This window comes from Streptomyces sp. NPDC001270, assembly GCF_042896695.1.
GTDB lineage: Bacteria > Actinomycetota > Actinomycetes > Streptomycetales > Streptomycetaceae > Streptomyces.
The window spans coordinates 323,741-342,492 of the sequence record NZ_JBIAXM010000003.1 but is presented as its reverse complement, the minus strand read 5'-3'; the positions used below and the strand labels follow the sequence as shown (position 1 = coordinate 342,492).

Here is an 18,752-nt window from a genome sequence, read left to right as displayed (position 1 = left end):
CCGTTTCCACCGGCCGGTCAGGGTCGGTGACCGTTGGTCGGTCCGGGGCCGTACCCGCTGGCCGGCCCGGTCGCGTCCGCTGGTCGGTCCAGGATGCACGTCTGGTCGGTCCAGGATGCACGTCCGTATCCGCCGGCCGGTCCAGGCAAGTGCCCACCGGGCCGGTCCGGGGCCGGGATCGTGTCCGCCCATCGGTCCGGGGCCGTGCCGCGGACCGCCGTGGCACGGCCCCGGCGGGGCTCACGCGTGCTGGCCGAACAGTTCCCGCAGCACGTCCTCCATGGTGACCAGGCCGGCCAGCCGCCCGTCGGCGCCGAGCACCGCCGCCAGATGCGTACGGCTGCCGCGCAGCGCGGTGAGCACGTCGTCCAGCGGTGTGTTCTCCCGTACGCGCGCGATGGGCCGCATGTCCTGCTGCCGCAGCGGCAGGTCCCGTGGCGAGGCGTCCAGCACGTCCTTGACGTGCAGGTAACCGACGATGTGGCGTCCCTCGTCCACCACCGGGAAGCGGGAGAAGCCCGACTGGGCCGACAGCCGCTCCAACTGGTCGGGTGTGACGCCCACGCGTGCGTAGACCACGTCGTCCAGCGGGACCACCACGTCCCGCACCGGCCGTCGGCCCAGCTCCAGGGCGTCGTACAGCCGCTCCCGCGCCCGGTCGTCGATCAGGCCCGCCTCCCCGGCGTCCCGCACGATCTGGGCCAGCTCCGCGTCCGAGAACGTCGCGGTGACCTCGTCCTTCGTCTCCACCCTGAGCAGCTTGAGCAGGGCGTTCGCGAAGGCGTTGACCGTGAAGATCACCGGGCGCAGGGCCCGGGACAGGGCGACCAGGGGAGGGCCGAGCAGCAGTGCGCTGCGCACCGGTTCGGCGAGCGCGACGTTCTTGGGCACCATCTCGCCGAGCAGCATGTGCAGATAGGTCGCCAGCGCCAGCGCGATCACGAACGACACGGCGTGGCCCGCGCCGGTGGACATGCCCACCGCGTGGAACACCGGCTCCAGCAGATGGGCGATGGCCGGCTCCGCGACCACGCCGAGGACCAGCGTGCACAGCGTGATGCCCAGCTGGGCGGCGGCCATCAGCGCGGAGACGTGCTGCAACCCCCACAGGACGATCTTCGCGCGCCGGTCGCCCGCCTCGGCGTGCGGTTCGATCTGTGAGCGCCGTACCGAGATCAGCGCGAACTCGGCGCCGACGAAGAAGGCGTTGACGACGAGCGTCGCCAGCCCGATCAGCAGCTGTACGGCGGTCATGTCCCGTCCTCCGCGCTCGCCTCGGTCACGTCGTCCGGCGGAGCGTGCAGCAGCAGCCGGGCCGCCCGGTGTCCGGACGCGTCGACCACGTCGAGCCGCCACCCGACGACCTCGACGGTGTCCCCGGCAACGGGGATGCGGCCCAGTTCGGCGGCGACCAGGCCGGCCAGCGTCTCGTAGGGTCCTCCGGGCGTCCGCAGGCCCACCCGGGCGAGCTGGTCGGTGCGGGCGGCGCCGTCGGCCGAGTACACGGCCCTGCCGTCCGCGTCGGCCCCGGCGGGGGCGAGGTCGGGCGTCTCGTGCGGGTCGTGCTCGTCCCGCACCTCGCCGACGACCTCCTCGACGATGTCCTCCAGGGTCGCCACGCCGGCCGTACCGCCGTACTCGTCGATGACGACTGCCATCGTGCGCTTGCCGGAGAGCCGGTCCAGGAGCCGGTCGACGGTCAGCGACTCGGGGACGAGCAGCGGCTCGCGCATGATCTGCGTGACATTGCACCGGGCCCGCTCCTCGCCGGGCAGCGTCAGCACGTCCTTGATGTGTGCGATCCCGACCACCGTGTCCAGGTTGCCGCGGTAGACCGGGAACCGGGACAGCCCGGTCGCCCGGGTCGCGTTGGCCACGTCCTGGCAGGTCGCCTGGGTGTCGAGGGCGACGACCTGGACCCGCGGGGTCATCACGTTCTCCGCGGTGAGGTCGGCGAGGTTCAGGGTCCGTACGAACAGTTCGGCGGTGTCCGGCTCCAGCGCGCCCTCCTTGGCGGAGTGCCGGGCCAGCGCCGCCAGCTCCTGCGGCCCGCGCGCGGAGGCCAGCTCCTCGGCCGGCTCCACGCCGAAGCGGCGCACCACGTGGTTGGCGGTGTTGTTCAGATGCGCGATGAAGGGCCGGAAGACGGCGCTGAACCAGCGCTGCGGGCTGCCCACCCGCTTGGCCACGGCCAGCGGCGAGGAGATCGCCCAGTTCTTGGGCACCAGTTCGCCGACGACCATCAGGAAGACTGTGGACAGCGCGGTGCCGATGACCAGGGCGACCGTGCCGGCCGCGGAGGACGGGACGCCGAGCGATCTGAGCGGGCCCGCGATCAGCCGGGCGATGGACGGCTCGGAGAGCATGCCGACCACCAGGTTGGTGACCGTGATGCCGAGTTGCGCACCGGAGAGCTGGAACGTCAGGTTCCGTACGGCCTTGAGGGCGCCGGGCGCGCCGCGCTCACCGCGTGCGGCCGCGCGTTCGAGCTCGCCGCGTTCGACCGTGGTCAGCGAGAACTCCGCGGCGACGAAGGCACCGCAGGCGAGCGAGAGCAGCACCGCCACCAGCAGGAGGAGCACTTCGGTCATCGGGTCACCTCCGTCCCATGATCGGCCGGGGCGGAGAGGAACGCGCGATGTCGCGGACTGGGAGGCTCGTCCATGAGTGGACGCTCACACCTTTCGTCGGAGGATGCGGATCGGGGACACGAGCAGGAGGGGACCTGTCGGCCACCCGCCGTCCTCCCAGGGTAAAGGATCAGCAAAGGGAACGGTCGGGCGTCGGCTCCCGGGCCGGGGTGGCGGCCGGTCAACCCCGTGAGCGCGGCGAGTGACGACAGATGAAGTATTGGAGAACGTTGCACGTCGGCCTGGCGAGGGTTGTGGTAACTCTCCGTCACGGCATGCGCGATTTAGTCGTCCCTGCCCCTAAGGCGTGGAAGGCGTGGCCGTAGCGTGAACCGTCCGTGGGCCACGAGGTCCTGGTTGCCTCATAAGGGATTGGCTTAGCTCTGATGCACGAAGTGCGCGGCAGAACGTCGACACCCGCCGGTGGCGTCGCACTCGCCGAGAGCCCGCCCAGACCCGCGGCCCCGCAGAAGCCGGTGGCCGCGGGCCGCAACCGCCCTCGGCTGTTCGTCGTCGACGGCATCCGCCTGGTGGCCGCCCTGATGGTGGCCCTGCACCACTACGTCGGCACCAACCGGGTCAACAAGCCGGGCAACGCCATCTGGGACCGGCCGGTGTCCGACATCATGCCCACGGTGTTCCGGTTCGCCTCGTTCGGCTGGATCGGCGTCGAGATCTTCTTCGTGATCAGCGGCTTCGTCATCTGCATGTCGTGCTGGGGGCGTACCCCGCGCCAGTTCTTCGTCTCCCGGGTGATCCGCCTCTATCCGGCCTACTGGTTCGCCATCGTCTTCACCACGGCTGTGCTGGTGGCGCTGCCCGGGGTGTGGAAGCGGCTGGCTCTGCACGACATCCTGGTGAACTTCACGATGTTGCAGGCCGGCGTGGGCGTGCCGCACGTCGACTCGGTCTACTGGACCCTCTGGTCGGAGCTGCGCTTCTACCTCCTCTTCCTGATCGTCGTCGCCATGGGCCTGACGTACCGCAGGGTCGTGATCTTCTGCTGTGTGTGGGGCGTGGCGGCGATGATCGCGCCGCTCGCCGACTTCCGGCTGCTGGAGGTGGTGGCCGATCCGACCGGTGCCTGGTACTTCATCGCGGGTCTCGCCCTCTACCTCATGCACCGCTTCGGCCAGGACCTGCTGCTGTGGGGCATCCTCGCCATGGCCTGGCTGATGGGCCAGGAGGAACTGGGCGACCGGGTGGCCTACGAGGGTGTCTCCAGCTGGCGCGGAGCCGTGCTGATCTTCACCGTGTTCATGCTCGTGATGGTGGCGGTCGCGCTCGGCGCGACCGACCGCATCCGCTGGAAGTGGCTGATCACCGCCGGCGCCATGACCTACCCGCTCTACCTGACGCACTACCTGGCCGGTACGACCCTGATCCACCGCCTGCGTGACGTCATGGACCCCCGGCTGCTGGTCGTCGCGGTGATCGCCGGGTTCCTGGTGCTGAGCTGGCTGGTGCACCGGTTCGTGGAGCGGCCGGTGGCCAGGGCCCTGAAGACCGGTCTCGACCGGTCGTTCGCCAGAGCCGCGGGGTAGCGGCGAGCGGGCGGTCGCGTCACGGAGGACGTGACGGGGTGCCCGCTCAGCTCGCGGGCGGACGGAACTCCGGCTGGTCGATGAGGCGCTGCCAACTGCCGTCGGCCTGCCGCCTGACGACCTGAGCGCGGGCGCCCGCGCCGTCCCCGGGCGGCGTGGCGGTCAGCGCGATGTCACCGCAGACCAGGGTCGGGAGCGGCTGCTCCGGTGCGAAGTGCGGTGCGCCGGCCAGCACCTTCTCCCACAACTGCCGGATGGCCTCGCGGCCCACCGTCACACTGCCCGGCGGATAGGCCATCACCGCCTCCTCCTCGTACAGGGCGGCGAGTCCCGCGGCGTCACCGGCGTTGGCCCGCTCCACGAAGAGACGGGTGAGATCTTCCGGCTGCATGGCCTTCTCGTTCTCGGACACGGTCGTTCCTTTCCTGTTCTGTGGTTCAGGCACCGGCCGCCCTGTTCTGTGGTTCAGGCGCCGGCCGTCCTGTTCTGTGGTTCAGGCACCGGCCGCGGTCCCGGTACCGGGACCGGCGTGGCGATTTTCCGGCGGCGACCGAATAGAAGTCCAATCAATAGTTGGGATCGGCTTTAGAATAAAAAGTTATGGACATCAGGCAGCTGAGGTACTTCGTCGCCGTGGCGCAGGAAGCCAATTTCACGCGGGCCGCCGAGCTGATGCACATCAGCCAGCCCGGAATCAGCGCGCAGATCCGCCAGCTCGAAAACGATCTCGGGGCCACGCTGCTCGACCGTTCGGGGCGTACGGTCGCGCTGACCGCGGTCGGCGAAGTGGTACTGACCCACGCGCGGTCCGTCCTGTCCTCGATGGAGGCGCTGCGGCGCGCCGTCGACGAGATGAACGGGCTCGTGCGCGGCAGGCTCGTCGTCGGCATGGTCACCGCCTGCACCGTCGAGCCGCTGTTCGATGCCCTGTCGAGGTTCCACCTCGCCCATCCCGGCGTCGAGATCAGCCTCGTCGAGGACGACTCCGCGACGCTGGTCGAGCGCGTCCGTGCGGGCAGCGTCGACCTGGCACTGATCGGGGCGGCCCGCCGGGCTCCGGAGGACCTGGACGGCCGGCAGGTGATCAGCGAGCCGATCGTCGCCGCGGTCCCCGACGGTCATCCGCTGGCCGAAAAGGACGGGGTCACCCTCGCCGAACTCACCGCCCATCCGCTCATCTGCCTGCCCGAGGGAACCGGCGTCCGGGCGACGCTCGACCAGGCGGCCGCGGCGCACGGCCTGACTCCGGCCGTCGCCCTCCAGGCGAGCGCCCCCGCAGCGGTGGCGAACCTGGCCGAACGAGGGCTCGGCGTCGCGGTGCTCTCCGCCACCATGGCCGCCCCGTACCCGAGCCTGCGGACCGTGGCCATCACCGACGCGGACGTGCCCGCGGTGCTCGCACTGATCTCGGCGCAGGTCAAAAGCCCGGCGCTGCGCGAGCTGCTGCGGCACTGCCGGCAGTCCTTCGGCGGATCATCCACACCGGCCGGGGCCGCGGCCGGCTCGGCGCACGGGGCGTAGCCGAGACGAACGGGGCGTAGCGGGAGCGGCCGGGCCCCGGATCCGGCGCCCGCTCACACCGCCTTGATCCACCGCCGCCAGTGGTCCTCGCGGTGGTAACCGGCCGCGGCCCAGGCGTGCTGCGCCCGCTCGTTGGCCTCCAGGACCATGGCGTCGACACGCCGCCCGCCCAGGTCGGCGAAGCGTTGTTCGGCCGCTTGGAGCAGGGCGGTGGCGATGCCCTGCCGACGGTGGTCGGGATGGACGGCCAGCCGGTAGGCCGAGCAGCGCCATCCGTCGAAGCCGGCTATCACGGTCCCCACCAGAAGACCGTCGCGTTCCGCCAGGATCAGGGCTTCGGGATCCCGTGCGATCAGGCGGGCGACGCCGTCGTGGTCGTCGCTGATACTGGTTCCTTCCGCGGCGTCGCGCCAGAACCGCAGCACGGTGTCGATGTCCGGGAAGGCGGCGCGGCGGAGGTGGAGATCGCTCATGGAGCGAGCCAACCAGACCTCCCGCCCGCCAGGCGACCGGATTCCGCGGGCCGCGATCCGGGCGGTCTCTGCGCCTACGTGTCGCGCAGTTCCGCGATGACCGGTGCGAACGTCTCCATGTACGGCTCCAGCACGGTCAGATACGAGAACCCGTACCGTTCGCGCCGCGCCCGCACCTGGCCGGTGATCTCCGACAGGGTGCCGGCCAGCACGACGGGCAGGTCCGGCGCCTGCTCCAGAGTCAGTCGGGGCTGCCGCTCCAGCAGTGGACGCAGCGCGGCCTCGCGGTCATCGGTGACCGCGACCACCTGTAGGAGGAGGTTCAGCTCGGCGGGCTCCGTACGGCCCGCGGCCAGGTCCCGGTAGCGGGCCACGCGCTCGTCGAGTTCTTCGGGGCCGATCGGCGTCAACTGCCCCGTCGCGCTCCCCGGTACCGAACGGAGCGCCGTGAAGGCGGCGATGTCGGCGTGCTCCGCGGTCAGCCGCAGCATCCGGTCGCCGTTGGCGCCGATCAGCAGCGGCATCCTGGACTGGGCGGGGCGCGGCAGGTGGTCCGCGGAACCGAGCAGCCGCTCCAACTCCGCCACGGTGCGCCGCAGTCGGTCCACCCGCTCGCCGGGCGATGCGAAGGGCAGGTCCGCGGTGTCGTGCTCGGCCCGGACGTAACCGGTGCCCAGTCCGAGTTCGAGCCTGCCGCCGGTCAGGGCGTCCGTCGTCGCCACCTCGCGGGCCAGCAGCGCCGGTTTCCAGAACCCGGCGTTGAGCACGAACGTGCCCACCCGGGGCCGCTCGGTCGCGTCGGCCGCCGCGACCAGCGCCGGAAACGGTGCCGGCATGCCGAGGTGGTCGGGGACGAGAATCACGTCGTACCCCAGTTCCTCGGCCCGGCGGCACTTGGCCCGCCACTCCTCGGCGGGCACCGGAGCGAGCAGATTGACCCCGAAGCGAAACGGCCGTGGCATGAACCCTCCTCGACGGCGTACGACGCGAAGCAGCGCGACGATTCCATCAGCCGTGCGCGAGGGACGCCAGCCTCTTCGCGGGGGGCGTCCGCGTCCCGCGGTACGCACGGGACGAGCGCGGCCCGAGCCCCCGGCCCCGACCGGGCCCCCGCTTGCCACCGCTAGCATCTTGACGCTAGCGTCGACGTATGGCCAAGACCCAACTGAACGTGCGGGTGGACGAGGGCACCGCCCGAGCCGCCCGCGAGCGTGCCCAGGCCCGGGGCATGAGCGTCAACCGCTACATAGAGGAACTGGTCCAGCAGGACACAGGGGAATCGGGCCGCACCTTCGTGGAGGCCGCCGCCGACTTCATGAAGCAGTACGAGGGTGTGTTCGCGGAGGAGTTCGACGAAGGCCGCGGCACCGGCCGGACCGAAGGCCGGCGCTGAACCGTTGAACGACCTGAACATCGACCTCGCCTGGCTGCTCATGCTCGCCGAACAGCAGACACCGGGGGACCCCCAGGTCACCGACTGGGGTGCCCTGGTCGCCGCGGTCGAGCGGCACCGGGCCGAGATATTCGGCATCCCCGTCTACGAGGGCCCGCACGCGCGCGCTGCCGCGCTGCTCCAGCAGTTGATCCACATCCCCGCGCTGGAGCGTTCCAACGCCCTGTTCGCCTCCGCCGTCGCCTACGCCTACCTCGTCGCCAGCGGCCTCAGGGTCGCCACCGCACCGGAACAGGTCCGCGATCTGGCGCGGCTGGTCAAGAGCGGGGAGGCGTCGGTGGCCGACATCGCGCGGGAGCTGCGGCAGTGGACGACGGCCCGGTGAGCGACACCGGGGGATCGCCGGGCCCGCGGTGGCGGGTCGTCCGGTCTGTGCCGAGTCTGTGACAGCCGGGGTACGGCTGGGGCACGTGATCGTCAACCGGCTGTGACGGCACGGCAGTTACCGCCCAGCATCGCGGCGCACGCTCGGTGACCGGTTGTTCCAAGGGGGGTTCGTGGTCGTGATCAGGCACGCGGTGCGCCTCGGCCGCGCCGGGTGCCGCGACGACGCCCGGCCCGTCGCCGACGGCCGTCGTGGACCCGGTCCGGCTGCCGACGACGAAGGCCCAGGCGGTCGCGCTGATCGGGGACGTCATCCCGGACCCCGACGCCTTCGGCAGCGGCGCGGTCCGCCGGACCCCGTACGAGAGCGACCCGCGGCGTTGGGCGGTCCTCGGCGACGACTGCGTCTGGCAGCAGCAGGCGCTCCCGACGGACGTCCTCGCCACCTCGACCCGCTCCTACGCGATACCGGCGAGCGGCACGAAGGGGCAGCTCCTGCTGAGCGCCGTCGTCACGGTGCACCGCACCCCGGAGCAGGCCGACTGGGAGAACGCCGAAGTCCTTGAGGAGATGATGCGCTGCCCCTCGCAGCGCCTGCGTTCCGACGAGGCGGTCACCTCCCTGACGGACGTCCCCGCTTCCTACGGCGACTCCGACAACGATTTCGCCGACGACACCCTCACCGAGACGGGCGAGTACACGAACGCCGAGGCCGGCGGCCCCTTCCGTATCTCTGGGAGCAGACCCGCATCGGACAGATCACCCTGGCCGTCTCCGCCAAGGGCGCCAAGGACTGGTCCAAGGCCGACCTGTTCCTGGACCCGTCGGCCAAGTCGCTGTACTTCCTGTTCCAGGCGGACGGGAACAACACTTTCCGTTTCCTCGGGCGTTCCGACCAGGTCAAGTGAGGCCACCGGCCACACCGGGCCCAGGGGGTGCCTCCCGGGTCCGGAACGCCTCCCCGTCCCAGGTGCCGCCCAGGGCCGGGGCCAGCCAGGCCGGCGCCGCCGCGCGGAAGCCGGCCGGCGGCAGCGCGCCCGCCCCCGCGGGCAGGGCGCCGAGCAGCGGCGCACCGGCGACCTCCGGCAGATCGGCGAGGTTGCACCGCGAGGCGAGATCGGCGGCCCGGGGCCAGCTTCCGATCACCACACCGAGCAACTCGACCCCGCGGAAACGCAGCTCACGTGCCGTCAGTTCGGTGGCGTTGAGGGTGCCGAGACCGGCCGGGGCGACCACCAGCACCGGCGCGTCCAGCAGCCCGGCCGCGTCCGCCAGGGTGCCGCCCGCCGCGTCGAACCGCACGAGCAGCCCGCCCGCCCCCTCCACCAGCACCAGATCGTGCTCGGCGGCCAGTTTTTCGGCGGCCTCGGCGACCTCGTGCGGACGCACCGGGGGCAGACCCGCCCGCCGGGCCGCCGTACCCGGCGCCAACGGCTCCGGGTAGCGGGCCAGCTCGGCGGCCGTCACCGCACCCGCGAGCCGGGCCACCTCGGCCGCGTCCCCGCGCTCGCCCGGCCCCACCCCCGTCTGCGCGGCCTTCAGCACGGCCACCGAACGGCCGGCCGCGACCGCGGTGGCGGCCACCGCCGCGGTCGTGACCGTCTTGCCGACCTCGGTGCCCGTGCCCGTGATCACCAGTACCGGCATCTCATCCCTCCCGCGCCGCCGCGCACACCGCACGCCCGATGCGGGCCACGTCCGCGTCGGCGGTGACGTACGGCGGCATCGTGTAGACCAGGTCACGGAACGGCCGCAGCCAGACACCCGTGCGCACGGCCGCCGCCGTGGCCGCCGCCAGGTCCACCTCGTGGTCCAGTTGCACCACCCCGATGGCGCCCAGGACCCGTACCTCGCGTACCCCGGGCAGCCCCGCAGCCGGAGCGAGTCCGGCCCGCAGGCCCGTTTCGATCCGCTCCACCTCCGCGCGCCAGTCCTGTCCGAGCAGCAGCTCGATCGACGCACAGGCCACGGCCGCGGCCAGCGGATTGCCCATGAACGTGGGCCCGTGGGCGAGTACCGGGACCTCACCACGGGAGATCCCATCGGCCACCCGGGACGTGCACAGCGTCGCCGACATCGTCAGATACCCGCCGGTCAGCGCCTTGCCCACGCACATCACGTCCGGTGTCACCGCCGCGTGCTCCGCGGCGAACAGCGCGCCCGTCCGGCCGAATCCGGTCGCGATCTCGTCGAACACCAGCAGCACGTCGTGCGCGTCGCACGCCTCGCGCAGCACCCGCAGATACCGGGGCGAGTGGAACCGCATCCCGCCCGCGCCCTGCACGACCGGTTCGACGATCACGGCGGCCAGCTCGTCCGCGTGCCGTCCGATCAGCTCGCGCAGCTGCTCGGCGTACGCCTCCTCGTACTCGGCCGGCGGTGGATCCGCGAAGACCTGGATCGGCAGCACACCGCTCCACAGCCCGTGCATCCCGCCCTCCGGGTCGCACACGGACATCGGCTGCCAGGTGTCGCCGTGGTAGCCGCCCCGCCAGGTCAGCAGCCGCTGCTTGCGCGGACGGCCGGTCGAGCGCCAGTACTGCAGGCACATCTTGACCGCGACCTCGACCGACACCGAGCCGGAGTCGGCGAGGAAGACATGCTCCAGACCATCAGGAGACATGTCGACAAGGAGTTTTGCGAGCCGGACGGCGGGTTCGTGGGTGAGCCCGCCGAACATCACATGGCTCATCCGCTCCAGCTGGCTGCGCGCGGCCTCGTTGAGCACCGGGTGGTTGTAGCCGTGGATCGCCGACCACCAGGACGACATGCCGTCGACCAGCTCGCCCGAGCCGTCGCCCAGGCGCAGCCGCACCCCGCTCGCCGACTCCACGACGAGCGGCATGCCGCGGCCGGGCATCGGGCCGTACGGATGCCAGACGTGCCGCCGGTCCAGCTCCAGCAGTTCCGGGAGGCCGAGGTCAGGCATTGGGCGCCAGGTCCGTTCCGGCGCCCCGGCGGCGGACCGCCACCAGGTCGGTACGGGGCTCGTTCCCCCGTGGCGCGGGAGCGGCGGCGGGACCGCGGGCTTCACCGCCCTCGCGCGTCCCGCAGGCCCCACAGTCCTCGTGTGCCTCGCGGGCTCCACCGCCCGCGTGCGCCCCGCAGGCTCCGCCGCTCTGCGCCCCGCAGGTTTCACCGCCCGTACGCGTACCGCGGTCCGCCTCCGTGCGCGCCGCCCGGTGCTCGGGCAGTGTGACCTCGTCGGCGGCCTCCACCACGAACCCGGCGTCCGCGATCATCTCCAGATCGGCCTTGCCCGCCTGGCCCTCGCTGGTGAGGTAGTCGCCCAGGAAGAGGGAGTTGGCCAGATGCAGCGCGAGCGGCTGGAGGGTGCGCAGGTGCACCTCGCGTCCGCCCGAGACCCGGACCTCGACGTCCGGGCAGACGAACCGGACCATCGCGAGGATGCGCAGACAGTGCTGCGGCGTGAGGTTCCACTCCTCGGCGAGCGGGGTGCCCTCGAACGGGATCAGGAAGTTCACCGGCACCGAGTCCGGATCCAGCGCGCGCAGCGCGAAGACCACGTCGACCAGGTCCGCGTCGCTCTCGCCCATGCCCGCGATCAGACCGGAGCAGGGGGACAGCCCCGCGGCGTGTGCCCTGCGCACCGTGTCCACCCGATCGGCGTAGGTGTGCGTCGTCGTGATGCCCGCGTACGTTGCCTCGGAGGTGTTGAGGTTGTGGTTGTAGGCGTCGGCGCCGGCCGCGCGCAGCCGCTCGGCCTGGCCGTCGGAGAGCAGGCCCAGGCAGGCGCAGACCTCGACGCCCTCGTTCCGCTCCTTGATCGTCCTGATCGTCTCGGAGACCCGGTCCACGTCCCGGTCCGTGGGGCCCCGGCCGCTGGCCACCAGGCAGACCCGCTTGGCACCGCCGGCCAGACCCGCGGCGGCGGCCTCGGACGCCTCGTCGGACCCCAGCCAGGTGTACTTCAGGATGCCGGCCGTCGAGCCCAGCCGCTGCGAGCAGTACGAGCAGTCCTCGGGACACAGCCCGGACTTGAGGTTGACCAGGTAGTTGAGTTTGACGCGCCGGCCGAACCAGTGCCGGCGCACCTTGCCGGCCGCGGCCACCACGTCGAGCAGGTCGTCGTCGGTGGTGGCGAGCACGGCGAGAGCCTCGTCCCGGGTCGGCGGCTCGCGCCGCAGGCCCTTGTCCACCAGCGTGTTCAGGAGGTTCATGAGGCCCGATCCTGCCCTGTGGTGCCGTCCCGGGCCAAGGAGGGTTCGTACAACGGAGGCCATTCGATGTAGGGGTATTGCCACACGGTGGGTGGCTGATCGTCCGGCTAGTGTCTGTCCACTGCCTACAAAATCACCGGAGGGGCCATGACGTTCGGCTGGATCGACGAGCAGGCGGAGCTGCGCCGCCGGGCCGGACTCGTCCGCACCCTGCGGCCCCGCCCCGCCGACTCGCCCCTCCTCGACCTCGCGGGCAACGACTACCTGGGACTGGCCCGGCACCCGGAGGTCGCCGCGGGTGCCGCCGACGCGGCGCATGCCTGGGGCGGCGGCGCCACCGGTTCCCGGCTGGTCACCGGCACGACGGAGCTGCACGCCGAACTGGAGCGTGAGCTGGCCGCCTTCTGCGGCTTCGAGGCCGCGCTGGTCTTCTCCTCCGGATACGCCGCCAATCTCGCCGCGGTCACCGCGCTGGCGCCGCACGGCTCCCTGATCGTCTCCGACGCGGGCAACCACGCCTCCCTCATCGACGGCTGCCGGCTGGCGCGCGGTGTCACCCGGGTGGTCGCACACGCCGACCCGGACGGGGTGCGCAAGGCGCTGGACACGCACATGGGGTCCGCGCTGGTCGTCTCCGACACGGTCTTCTCGGTCGACGGGGACGCCGCGCCGCTCGCCGCCCTCGCCGAGGCCTGCCGGGAGCACGGCGCCGGGCTGCTGGCGGACGACGCCCACGGGTTCGGCGTGCTGGGGGAGGGCGGCCGGGGAGCCCCGGACGCCGCCGGTCTGGCGGGCGCCGACGACGTCGTCGCCACGGTCACGCTGTCCAAGTCACTGGGCAGCCAGGGCGGCGCCGTGCTCGGTCCCGCGCGGGTCGTCGACCATCTGGTCAACTCGGCCCGTACGTTCATCTTCGACACGGGCCTCGCGCCCGCGGCGGCGGGCGCGGCGCTCGCGGCCCTGCGCCTGCTGCGGCGCGAACCCGAACGTGCCGCACGCGCGCGTGCGGTCGCGGCCGAGTTGTACGCGCGGCTGACCGCGGCGGGTCTTGAGGCGGTCCGTCCGGACGCCGCGGTCGTCTCGGTGCGTGCGCCGTCCCCGGAGGGCGCCGTCCGCTGGGCGGCGGACTGCCGTGCGGCGGGCCTGGCCGTGGGCTGCTTCCGTCCTCCTTCCGTGCCCGACGGTGTTTCACGGCTCAGGCTGACCGCCCGTGCGGACCTCTCCGGGGCCGATGTCGCATGCGCTGTCCGGGTGATCGGCGAGGCGCGACCATGAGTCGGCGTGACACGGCCGTGCGCCGCCGGGGCGAAAACGATCGGAATCGGTCAGGAACCGATCGGACAGTGGGGTAGGGGGATCAACGCAGTGCGGCGACGAAACCCGCCCAGCTCCCGGGGGAGAAGAGCAGCGCGGGTCCGGTCGGATCCTTGGAGTCGCGCACGGCGAGCAGCCCGGTCCACGGACCGGAGCACGGCCGCGCCGTCTCCACACAGTTGTTGGCGCCCGTGCTGTAGCTGCTGCGCAGCCAGCACACAGCGGACAGTTCGGAAGTGGAAGGTACGTTCCGAGGCAGTGCAGTCATGGTGCCTCCTTACGAGCCGTCACCTATCCCGGCGATGTAATCCAACGAGTCCTCGGGGGAAAGCGCGTGGAACTGAAGGGTGTTGAAGGCATCTGTGTATGCCTGGAGGTCTTCTTTCCGCTCCAGGTAGAGGCTACTCGTCAAATGGTCGAGAACAACAACATCCAGATCAGATGTGTTCGGAAATGAGAAGATAACGAAAGGGCCGGTGATGCCGATGTGCGCTCCGGCGGCGAGCGGCAGCACCTGGAGCCTCACCTGGGGCAGGCGTGCCGCTTCCATGAGCCGTTCCAGTTGCCGGGCCATGACGTCCGGACCGCCGACCTCGCGGCGCAGCACCGCCTCGTCCAGGACCGCGCTCAGCTCCAGCGGCGGCTGCGAGCGCAGCACGTCCTGCCGGGCCAGCCGCACCTCCACCAGCGTGTCCAGCCGGTCCTCGGCGAGGCCCTCCACCGCCGCCCGGGTCACCGCGCGGGCGTACTCGGGCGTCTGCAGCAGCCCCGGGACCACCGATGTCTCCAGCGTGCGCATCCGGCTGGCCTGCGACTCCAGGCTGATGAAGTCGCGGTAGGTGGGTGGCAGCACCCCGCGGTAGGCGTGCCACCAGTGGTGCCGGCCGCCGACGTCCTCGGACCCCGCCAGCACCAGGAGCAACTCCCGTAACTGGGTGTCCGTCACACCGTAGGCGTCGAGCAGTAAGCGCACATCGGTCGGTTTCACGCCACTGGCGCCCGTCTCGACGCGACTCACTTTCGACTGGTGCCAGCCCACCAGCCGGGCCGCCTCACCGCTCGTGAGACCCGTGCCGGTGCGCAGGGCACGCAGTTCGGCGCCCAGTTTCCGGCGGCGCACCGCGGGACCGTGCTGCATGGGCTACTCCTTACTCCTTCCGAGCCGCCCAAATACGCTCTGCCGTCGCAGAGTTCACCGCTTCGAGCGACAGATATATGCATATCTTGGTGGATCGACCCGCGTGACCGGCGCGGTAATGGCAGTCTGGCGACGAAGCACCAGTCCGGGACCGTACTCGAACCATCCTCCATGTCGGACCGCGGCCCCGTGGGAAAGGGACGAGATCGCCATGGCAGACCATCTGGAAGTATCCGTCACTCTGCCGAGCGACCCCGCCTCGGTCTCCGCTGCCCGCTCCCATGTGATGGGCACCCTCGCGGAGTGGGGCATGGCGCCGGACACGGACATCGGCGACACGGTCCGGCTCATCGTCTCCGAACTCGCCACCAACGCCGTACAGCACACTTTCGGCCAGTCACCCACCTTCACGGTGGACCTGGTCCTCGACCGTGACGAACACCTGCGCATCGGTGTCACCGACAGCCATCCGCGCTTCCCGAAGAGACTCCCCGCGGCCGTCCAGCAGGACAACGGCCGCGGCATGGTCATCGTCCGCTGGCTCACCGCCGAATGCGGCGGCAAGCTGCACGTCCGCCCCACCCGCGAGGGCGGCAAGACCATCTCCGTCGAACTGCCCTTCACCGTGCCGGCGCAGCCGGTGACGGCGGTGGGACAGCAGGAACCGTAGCGGTCACGCCTGGTGCGCACGGCCGAACGCCCCGCGCAGCAGCGCCCGGAAGGCGTCCGCGGCCGGCGCCACCTCGTCCGCGCGGTGGGCGACCAGGATCGTACGGCGCATCCCGCCCCCCTCCAGCGCCCGCACCCCGACCGGGGTGACCGCCGTGCGCGCCACCGTCTCGGGTACGACGGCCACCCCGAGCCCGGCGCTGACCAGCGCGCACACCACTGCGTACCCGGGGGTCGGCACCAGCACGGACGGCGTGGCCCCCGCCGCGGCCAGCAGGGACTCCACGCCCCGCCGGGCCGGATGGTCCGGGGCCATGCTGATCAGCGGCTGCCCGGCGAGTGCGGACAGCGGCAGCCGTGCGGCGCCGTCGCTCAGGGCGTGCCCCGGGGCGGTCACCAGGACCAGTTCCTCCACCAGCACCGGCTCCAGGCGCACCGAGGACGGTACCGGGAAGGGCTCGGCCGGGTGGTAGGAGTGCGTCAGCGCGAGGTCCACCGTACCGGCCGCGACGGCCGTCACCCCGTGCGGCGGGTCGTGGTCCGCGACCGACAGCTCCACGTCCGGATGGGCCCGGCGGAACACGGCGAGGACCGGGGGCAGCAGATGGATACCGGCGGTCGGGAACGTGCCGAGCCGGAGCGTGCCGCCCGACAGGCCGGCCAGCCGGGCCAGCTCGTGCCGGGCGCGGTCCAGTTCGTCGAGGACCCGGCGTGCCCGCACCACCAGCAGCTCGCCCGCGCCGGTCAGCCGTGCGCCGCGGTGGTGCCGGACCAGCAGGGCGGTGCCCGCCTCCCGCTCCGGCTTCGCCAACTGGCCGGCACGGCGTCGCCTGCGCGCTCGGCATCGCGGGCGGGCTGCTCGTGCACACGACGCTCGTGGTCGCCGGGGTCGCGGCGGCCCTGGTGGCCGTGCCCCCGCTGTTCCGCGCGCTGCAACTGCTCGGCGGCGCCTACGTCCTGTACCTCGGCGGACGGACCCTGTGGTCCCTGCGCCGCCCCGCCGCGGAAGCCGGGCCGCTACTGCCCTCGGCCGCGCATCCGCTGCGGCAGGGGTTCGTCACCAACGCCCTCAATCCCAAGGTCTCACTGACCTTCCTCAGCCTGCTGCCCCAGTTCGTGCCGCGGGACGGCCCGGCGCTGCCCAGGACCCTGCTGCTGGCGCTGATCGTGATCGGGCTGACCCTGGTGTGGTTCCCGGCGGTCGCGCTGCTGGTGGACCGGCTGGGCCGGTGGCTGCGCGAGCCACGCGCCGCGCGGGCCCTCGGCGCGGGCACGGGACTGGCCCTGGCGGCCCTCGGCGCGGCCCTGCTCCTCGAACCGCTGCTGTCCTGATGCCAGGTCAGCCGTGAACGGGCGCCGAGGGGATGACGGCACGACGCCAGGAGCCGGCATCCCCTCGGACCGGTCAGTTCACCCGTCCGTACCAGACTCGCCTGGTCCAGATCTTTTCCAGCCGCACCACGTCCCCGGTCTTCGGGGCGTGCCAGATCTTCCCCTTACCTGCGTAGATGCCGACGTGGTAGACGCTGGAACCCGCATGGAAGAACACCAGGTCTCCGGCCTTGCGGCTCCTGACCGAGATGTGGCGCGTCTTGTTGTACTGCTGGGCCGCCGTACGCGGCAGGGCCTTGCCCGCCTTCTTGAACGAGTACAGCGTGAGCCCGGAGCAGTCGAATCTGCGCGGGCCGGTGGCGCCCCACTTGTACGGGGAGCCCTTCTTGGACGCCGCGACCTTGAGGGCCCTGGCGCCCATGGTGGCGGCCGCTGCCTCGGGTGCCAGACCAGGGGCCACGATCGAGCCGCCCACGGCGGCGAGGGTGAGCGCCGAGGCCGTACCGGCCCGCGCCATCAGCGATGGGACACGATTGAGCGCAGTCATGCGCAACCCTTCGTCAGCCGCCTGTGAAGGATGACCTGTCGGATTCGGGCTGGCGAAGTTGCCCGGCCGCGTCGCCACGGCTTCACCCCAAGGGCCGCTCGGACCGGACTCGCGTCCGTTCCGGCGACCCGTCGTGCCTGGGTCCTCCACTCCTGCCGATCCACTCCTGTCGACCGGGCATCCGGGCGGCGGCAGGACTCGGCGTCCGCCCGGACCGCCCCGCCGCTGTGGCGGGGGCTTGTCGTCGGACAGGGATCTTCACTCACAACTGTCAGAAAATCCCAACGCAACCGGCGATGTGTGTCTTTAGTCACCACCCACCTGTTTGGGCGGAGGGCGGTCCATTCCGCCCATGGCCGAAACGCCGACGAGCCCTCGGACCAGCACGGGAGCACTTCGGCGGCTCCGTCGGCCCCACGCCCCGCACACCCTTCGCGGTCCCGAAAAGGGACGTCCGCCTACGCCGAACAGAGGTACGCCGGTTGGGCCGTTTCAGCCCGGCCCCCGGCGTTGCGCCGACGCGGCGGACCGGGGGTCCGGGGAACCCCGCATCACCCCGCGCCGTCCGGTGGCAGCGCGACCCGGGCGGTGCGCCGCTCGCCGTCCAGTACGCGCAGCGCCCGCGCCAGCGTGACCGCGTGCAGCTCCCTCTCGCCCCGCAGGTGCATCAGGGCCAGCGCGTCCCGCAGTTCGACCGCCGTGCGCGCCAGCGCCTGGGCGGCCCGCAGTGCGGGGTAGGTGTCCGCGCCGCGCGCCGGGTTGATCCGGCCCAGCAGGTCGACCGCTTCGAGGTAGCGGTCGATCAGTTCGCCCTCGGCGCGGGTCAGGGCGGGCAGCGGCGGCAGTTCCGGCGGCAGCATCCGCGGCTCACCCGGCGTCCGGCGTGCGCGCGGCCCCGCGGCTGCGGACGATGTGGTCCACCAGTCCGTACTCCAGTGCGCCTTGGGCGTCCAGGATCAGGTCCCGCTCCAGATCCTCGTGGATCTGCTGAGGGGTGCGTCCCGTATGGCGGGCCAGGATCTCCTCCTGGAGGGCGCGGACGCGCGTCAGCTCGTCGGCCTCGATGACGAGGTCGCTGGGCTGGCCCTGTACCGGCCGGGGCAGTGACGGTTGCTGGAGCAGCAGCCGTACGCCCGGCAGCGCGAGCCGCTTGCCGGGGGTGCCGGCCGCGAGCAGCACGGCCGCCGCGGAGCCGGCCTGCCCGAGGCAGAGGGTGTCCACGTCGCAGGCGAGGTACCGCATGGTGTCGTAGATCGCCGTCATCGCGCTGAACGAGCCGCCCGGGGAATTGATGTACAGCGAGATGGGCCGGTCCGGCGCGGCGTGTTCGAGGTGCATGAACTGCGCCATCACGTCGTTCGCCGCCGTGTCGTCGATCGGCGTGCCCAGGATGACGATGCGGCCTTCGAGCAGTTTCGAGTACGGATCGAGCGTGCGCAGACCGCTGCTCGTGCGCTCGGTGAACTCGGGCAGAACGTGACGGGCGGACGGTCGGATCATGACGTACCCCTCCTCGCGGCGCGGCCGCTTCCGGCGAAAGCTCTCTGTAAAAAATGTACAGGACGTACAGATCGTCCGGGTGGGGCTGCGGTGTGCGGGGGCGCACGCGGTCCGGGGAGAAGGCCC

Annotated in this window: 19 protein-coding genes, 2 pseudogenes and 1 riboswitch; of the genes and pseudogenes, 7 read left to right on the top strand and 14 right to left on the bottom strand. The window is 71.9% G+C overall.

What is annotated here, in order from left to right; all coding sequences use genetic code 11:
* Positions 1–240: 240 nt before the first annotated feature.
* Positions 241–1,254, bottom strand: coding sequence for a hemolysin family protein (locus ACFY2B_RS07890; RefSeq protein ID WP_390762268.1), 1,014 nt, complete (start codon positions 1,252–1,254; stop codon positions 241–243).
* Positions 1,251–2,591 (bottom strand): hemolysin family protein, encoded by a 1,341-nt coding sequence (locus tag ACFY2B_RS07885; RefSeq protein WP_390762267.1) that lies wholly within the window; start codon positions 2,589–2,591, stop codon positions 1,251–1,253. The genes ACFY2B_RS07890 and ACFY2B_RS07885 overlap by 4 nt, the downstream gene beginning before the upstream one ends.
* A 425-nt stretch (positions 2,592–3,016) precedes the next feature.
* Here ACFY2B_RS07885 and ACFY2B_RS07880 point away from each other — a divergent pair, with 425 nt between their 5' ends.
* Complete coding sequence (locus ACFY2B_RS07880; protein ID WP_390762266.1) at positions 3,017–4,174, top strand: acyltransferase family protein; 1,158 nt, start codon at positions 3,017–3,019, stop codon at positions 4,172–4,174.
* A 46-nt stretch (positions 4,175–4,220) separates the two neighbouring features.
* On the opposite strand, the gene ACFY2B_RS07875 is transcribed toward ACFY2B_RS07880, so the two are convergent.
* Positions 4,221–4,586, bottom strand: a complete 366-nt coding sequence (locus ACFY2B_RS07875; protein WP_390762265.1) for a YybH family protein — start codon at positions 4,584–4,586, stop codon at positions 4,221–4,223.
* A 188-nt stretch (positions 4,587–4,774) separates the two neighbouring features.
* Between ACFY2B_RS07875 and ACFY2B_RS07870 the strand changes: the two genes are divergently transcribed.
* Entirely contained in the window at positions 4,775–5,695 is a 921-nt protein-coding gene (locus tag ACFY2B_RS07870; RefSeq protein ID WP_390762264.1) for a LysR family transcriptional regulator, read from the top strand.
* A gap of 53 nt (positions 5,696–5,748) precedes the next feature.
* On the opposite strand, the gene ACFY2B_RS07865 is transcribed toward ACFY2B_RS07870, so the two are convergent.
* Positions 5,749–6,168 carry a GNAT family N-acetyltransferase gene (locus ACFY2B_RS07865; protein ID WP_390762263.1) on the bottom strand — a complete coding sequence of 140 codons (420 nt, stop codon included), beginning with the start codon at positions 6,166–6,168 and terminating at the stop codon, positions 5,749–5,751.
* A gap of 74 nt (positions 6,169–6,242) precedes the next feature.
* Positions 6,243–7,130, bottom strand: coding sequence for an LLM class F420-dependent oxidoreductase (locus ACFY2B_RS07860; protein WP_390762262.1), 888 nt, complete (start codon positions 7,128–7,130; stop codon positions 6,243–6,245).
* Positions 7,131–7,318: 188 nt separating this feature from the next.
* Here ACFY2B_RS07860 and ACFY2B_RS07855 point away from each other — a divergent pair, with 188 nt between their 5' ends.
* Complete coding sequence (locus tag ACFY2B_RS07855; RefSeq protein WP_390762261.1) at positions 7,319–7,561, top strand: toxin-antitoxin system HicB family antitoxin; 243 nt, start codon at positions 7,319–7,321, stop codon at positions 7,559–7,561.
* Between the two features lie 4 nt (positions 7,562–7,565).
* Positions 7,566–7,946 (top strand): fic family toxin-antitoxin system, toxin component, encoded by a 381-nt coding sequence (locus ACFY2B_RS07850; RefSeq protein WP_390762260.1) that lies wholly within the window; start codon positions 7,566–7,568, stop codon positions 7,944–7,946.
* Between the two features lie 899 nt (positions 7,947–8,845).
* Here ACFY2B_RS07850 and bioD read toward each other — a convergent pair.
* The 3 genes from bioD to bioB are packed head-to-tail and all read right to left on the bottom strand — an operon-like array spanning position 8,846 to position 12,126.
* Positions 8,846–9,592 carry a dethiobiotin synthase gene (gene bioD, locus ACFY2B_RS07845; RefSeq protein WP_390762259.1) on the bottom strand — a complete coding sequence of 249 codons (747 nt, stop codon included), beginning with the start codon at positions 9,590–9,592 and terminating at the stop codon, positions 8,846–8,848.
* Position 9,593: 1 nt separating this feature from the next.
* On the bottom strand, positions 9,594–10,874 hold the full coding sequence (locus tag ACFY2B_RS07840) for an adenosylmethionine--8-amino-7-oxononanoate transaminase (protein WP_390762258.1): 1,281 nt from the start codon (positions 10,872–10,874) through the stop codon (positions 9,594–9,596).
* The gene (bioB, locus tag ACFY2B_RS07835) at positions 10,867–12,126 is read right to left on the bottom strand and encodes a biotin synthase BioB (protein ID WP_390762257.1); all 1,260 of its coding nucleotides are present in this window, start codon (positions 12,124–12,126) and stop codon (positions 10,867–10,869) included. Before bioB ends, ACFY2B_RS07840 begins: the two co-directional genes overlap by 8 nt.
* 147 nt (positions 12,127–12,273) lie before the next feature.
* Here bioB and ACFY2B_RS07830 point away from each other — a divergent pair, with 147 nt between their 5' ends.
* Entirely contained in the window at positions 12,274–13,401 is a 1,128-nt protein-coding gene (locus tag ACFY2B_RS07830) for an 8-amino-7-oxononanoate synthase (RefSeq protein ID WP_390762256.1), read from the top strand.
* An 82-nt stretch (positions 13,402–13,483) separates the two neighbouring features.
* Here ACFY2B_RS07830 and ACFY2B_RS07825 read toward each other — a convergent pair whose 3' ends face one another.
* Both ACFY2B_RS07825 and ACFY2B_RS07820 read right to left on the bottom strand, forming a co-directional pair.
* Positions 13,484–13,708 carry a DUF397 domain-containing protein gene (locus ACFY2B_RS07825; RefSeq protein WP_390762255.1) on the bottom strand — a complete coding sequence of 75 codons (225 nt, stop codon included), beginning with the start codon at positions 13,706–13,708 and terminating at the stop codon, positions 13,484–13,486.
* A 9-nt stretch (positions 13,709–13,717) separates the two neighbouring features.
* A complete protein-coding gene (locus ACFY2B_RS07820; RefSeq protein WP_390762254.1) occupies positions 13,718–14,578 on the bottom strand; it encodes a helix-turn-helix domain-containing protein in 861 nt (286 codons plus the stop codon).
* A 211-nt stretch (positions 14,579–14,789) separates the two neighbouring features.
* On the opposite strand from ACFY2B_RS07820, the gene ACFY2B_RS07815 reads away from it, so the two are divergent.
* The gene (locus ACFY2B_RS07815) at positions 14,790–15,248 is read left to right on the top strand and encodes an ATP-binding protein (RefSeq protein WP_390762253.1); all 459 of its coding nucleotides are present in this window, start codon (positions 14,790–14,792) and stop codon (positions 15,246–15,248) included.
* A gap of 3 nt (positions 15,249–15,251) precedes the next feature.
* Here the strand turns inward: ACFY2B_RS07815 and ACFY2B_RS07810 are convergent.
* A pseudogene (locus ACFY2B_RS07810) lies at positions 15,252–16,061 on the bottom strand (LysR substrate-binding domain-containing protein); the annotation flags it as partial.
* Between the two features lie 8 nt (positions 16,062–16,069).
* Between ACFY2B_RS07810 and ACFY2B_RS07805 the strand changes: the two are divergent.
* Positions 16,070–16,579 (top strand): annotated as a pseudogene (locus ACFY2B_RS07805) (LysE family translocator); the annotation flags it as partial.
* A 73-nt stretch (positions 16,580–16,652) separates the two neighbouring features.
* Here ACFY2B_RS07805 and ACFY2B_RS07800 read toward each other — a convergent pair.
* The 3 genes from ACFY2B_RS07800 to ACFY2B_RS07790 form a co-directional block, all read right to left on the bottom strand.
* Positions 16,653–17,126, bottom strand: coding sequence for a C40 family peptidase (locus ACFY2B_RS07800; RefSeq protein ID WP_390762252.1), 474 nt, complete (start codon positions 17,124–17,126; stop codon positions 16,653–16,655).
* 3 nt (positions 17,127–17,129) lie between these two features.
* Positions 17,130–17,340: riboswitch (cyclic di-AMP (ydaO/yuaA leader) on the bottom strand.
* Between the two features lie 337 nt (positions 17,341–17,677).
* Positions 17,678–17,986, bottom strand: coding sequence for a hypothetical protein (locus ACFY2B_RS07795; RefSeq protein ID WP_390762251.1), 309 nt, complete (start codon positions 17,984–17,986; stop codon positions 17,678–17,680).
* Positions 17,987–17,993: 7 nt separating this feature from the next.
* Positions 17,994–18,626, bottom strand: a complete 633-nt coding sequence (locus tag ACFY2B_RS07790) for an ATP-dependent Clp protease proteolytic subunit (protein WP_390762250.1) — start codon at positions 18,624–18,626, stop codon at positions 17,994–17,996.
* Positions 18,627–18,752: the final 126 nt, after the last annotated feature.

Excerpts from the sequence above, each read along its gene's own strand:
- ACFY2B_RS07855 (WP_390762261.1), top strand. The coding sequence starts at position 7,319 with ATGGCCAAGACCCAACTGAACGTGCGGGTGGACGAGGGCACCGCCCGA.
- ACFY2B_RS07865 (WP_390762263.1), bottom strand. The coding sequence starts at position 6,168 with ATGAGCGATCTCCACCTCCGCCGCGCCGCCTTCCCGGACATCGACACC.
- bioB (WP_390762257.1), bottom strand. The coding sequence starts at position 12,126 with ATGAACCTCCTGAACACGCTGGTGGACAAGGGCCTGCGGCGCGAGCCG.
- ACFY2B_RS07795 (WP_390762251.1), bottom strand. The coding sequence starts at position 17,986 with ATGCTGCCGCCGGAACTGCCGCCGCTGCCCGCCCTGACCCGCGCCGAG.
- ACFY2B_RS07885 (WP_390762267.1), bottom strand. The coding sequence starts at position 2,591 with ATGACCGAAGTGCTCCTCCTGCTGGTGGCGGTGCTGCTCTCGCTCGCC.
- ACFY2B_RS07860 (WP_390762262.1), bottom strand. The coding sequence starts at position 7,130 with ATGCCACGGCCGTTTCGCTTCGGGGTCAATCTGCTCGCTCCGGTGCCC.
- ACFY2B_RS07840 (WP_390762258.1), bottom strand. The coding sequence starts at position 10,874 with ATGCCTGACCTCGGCCTCCCGGAACTGCTGGAGCTGGACCGGCGGCAC.
- ACFY2B_RS07870 (WP_390762264.1), top strand. The coding sequence starts at position 4,775 with ATGGACATCAGGCAGCTGAGGTACTTCGTCGCCGTGGCGCAGGAAGCC.
- ACFY2B_RS07830 (WP_390762256.1), top strand. The coding sequence starts at position 12,274 with ATGACGTTCGGCTGGATCGACGAGCAGGCGGAGCTGCGCCGCCGGGCC.
- ACFY2B_RS07820 (WP_390762254.1), bottom strand. The coding sequence starts at position 14,578 with ATGCAGCACGGTCCCGCGGTGCGCCGCCGGAAACTGGGCGCCGAACTG.
- bioD (WP_390762259.1), bottom strand. The coding sequence starts at position 9,592 with ATGCCGGTACTGGTGATCACGGGCACGGGCACCGAGGTCGGCAAGACG.
- ACFY2B_RS07890 (WP_390762268.1), bottom strand. The coding sequence starts at position 1,254 with ATGACCGCCGTACAGCTGCTGATCGGGCTGGCGACGCTCGTCGTCAAC.
- ACFY2B_RS07815 (WP_390762253.1), top strand. The coding sequence starts at position 14,790 with ATGGCAGACCATCTGGAAGTATCCGTCACTCTGCCGAGCGACCCCGCC.
- ACFY2B_RS07825 (WP_390762255.1), bottom strand. The coding sequence starts at position 13,708 with ATGACTGCACTGCCTCGGAACGTACCTTCCACTTCCGAACTGTCCGCT.
- ACFY2B_RS07790 (WP_390762250.1), bottom strand. The coding sequence starts at position 18,626 with ATGATCCGACCGTCCGCCCGTCACGTTCTGCCCGAGTTCACCGAGCGC.
- ACFY2B_RS07880 (WP_390762266.1), top strand. The coding sequence starts at position 3,017 with ATGCACGAAGTGCGCGGCAGAACGTCGACACCCGCCGGTGGCGTCGCA.
- ACFY2B_RS07800 (WP_390762252.1), bottom strand. The coding sequence starts at position 17,126 with ATGACTGCGCTCAATCGTGTCCCATCGCTGATGGCGCGGGCCGGTACG.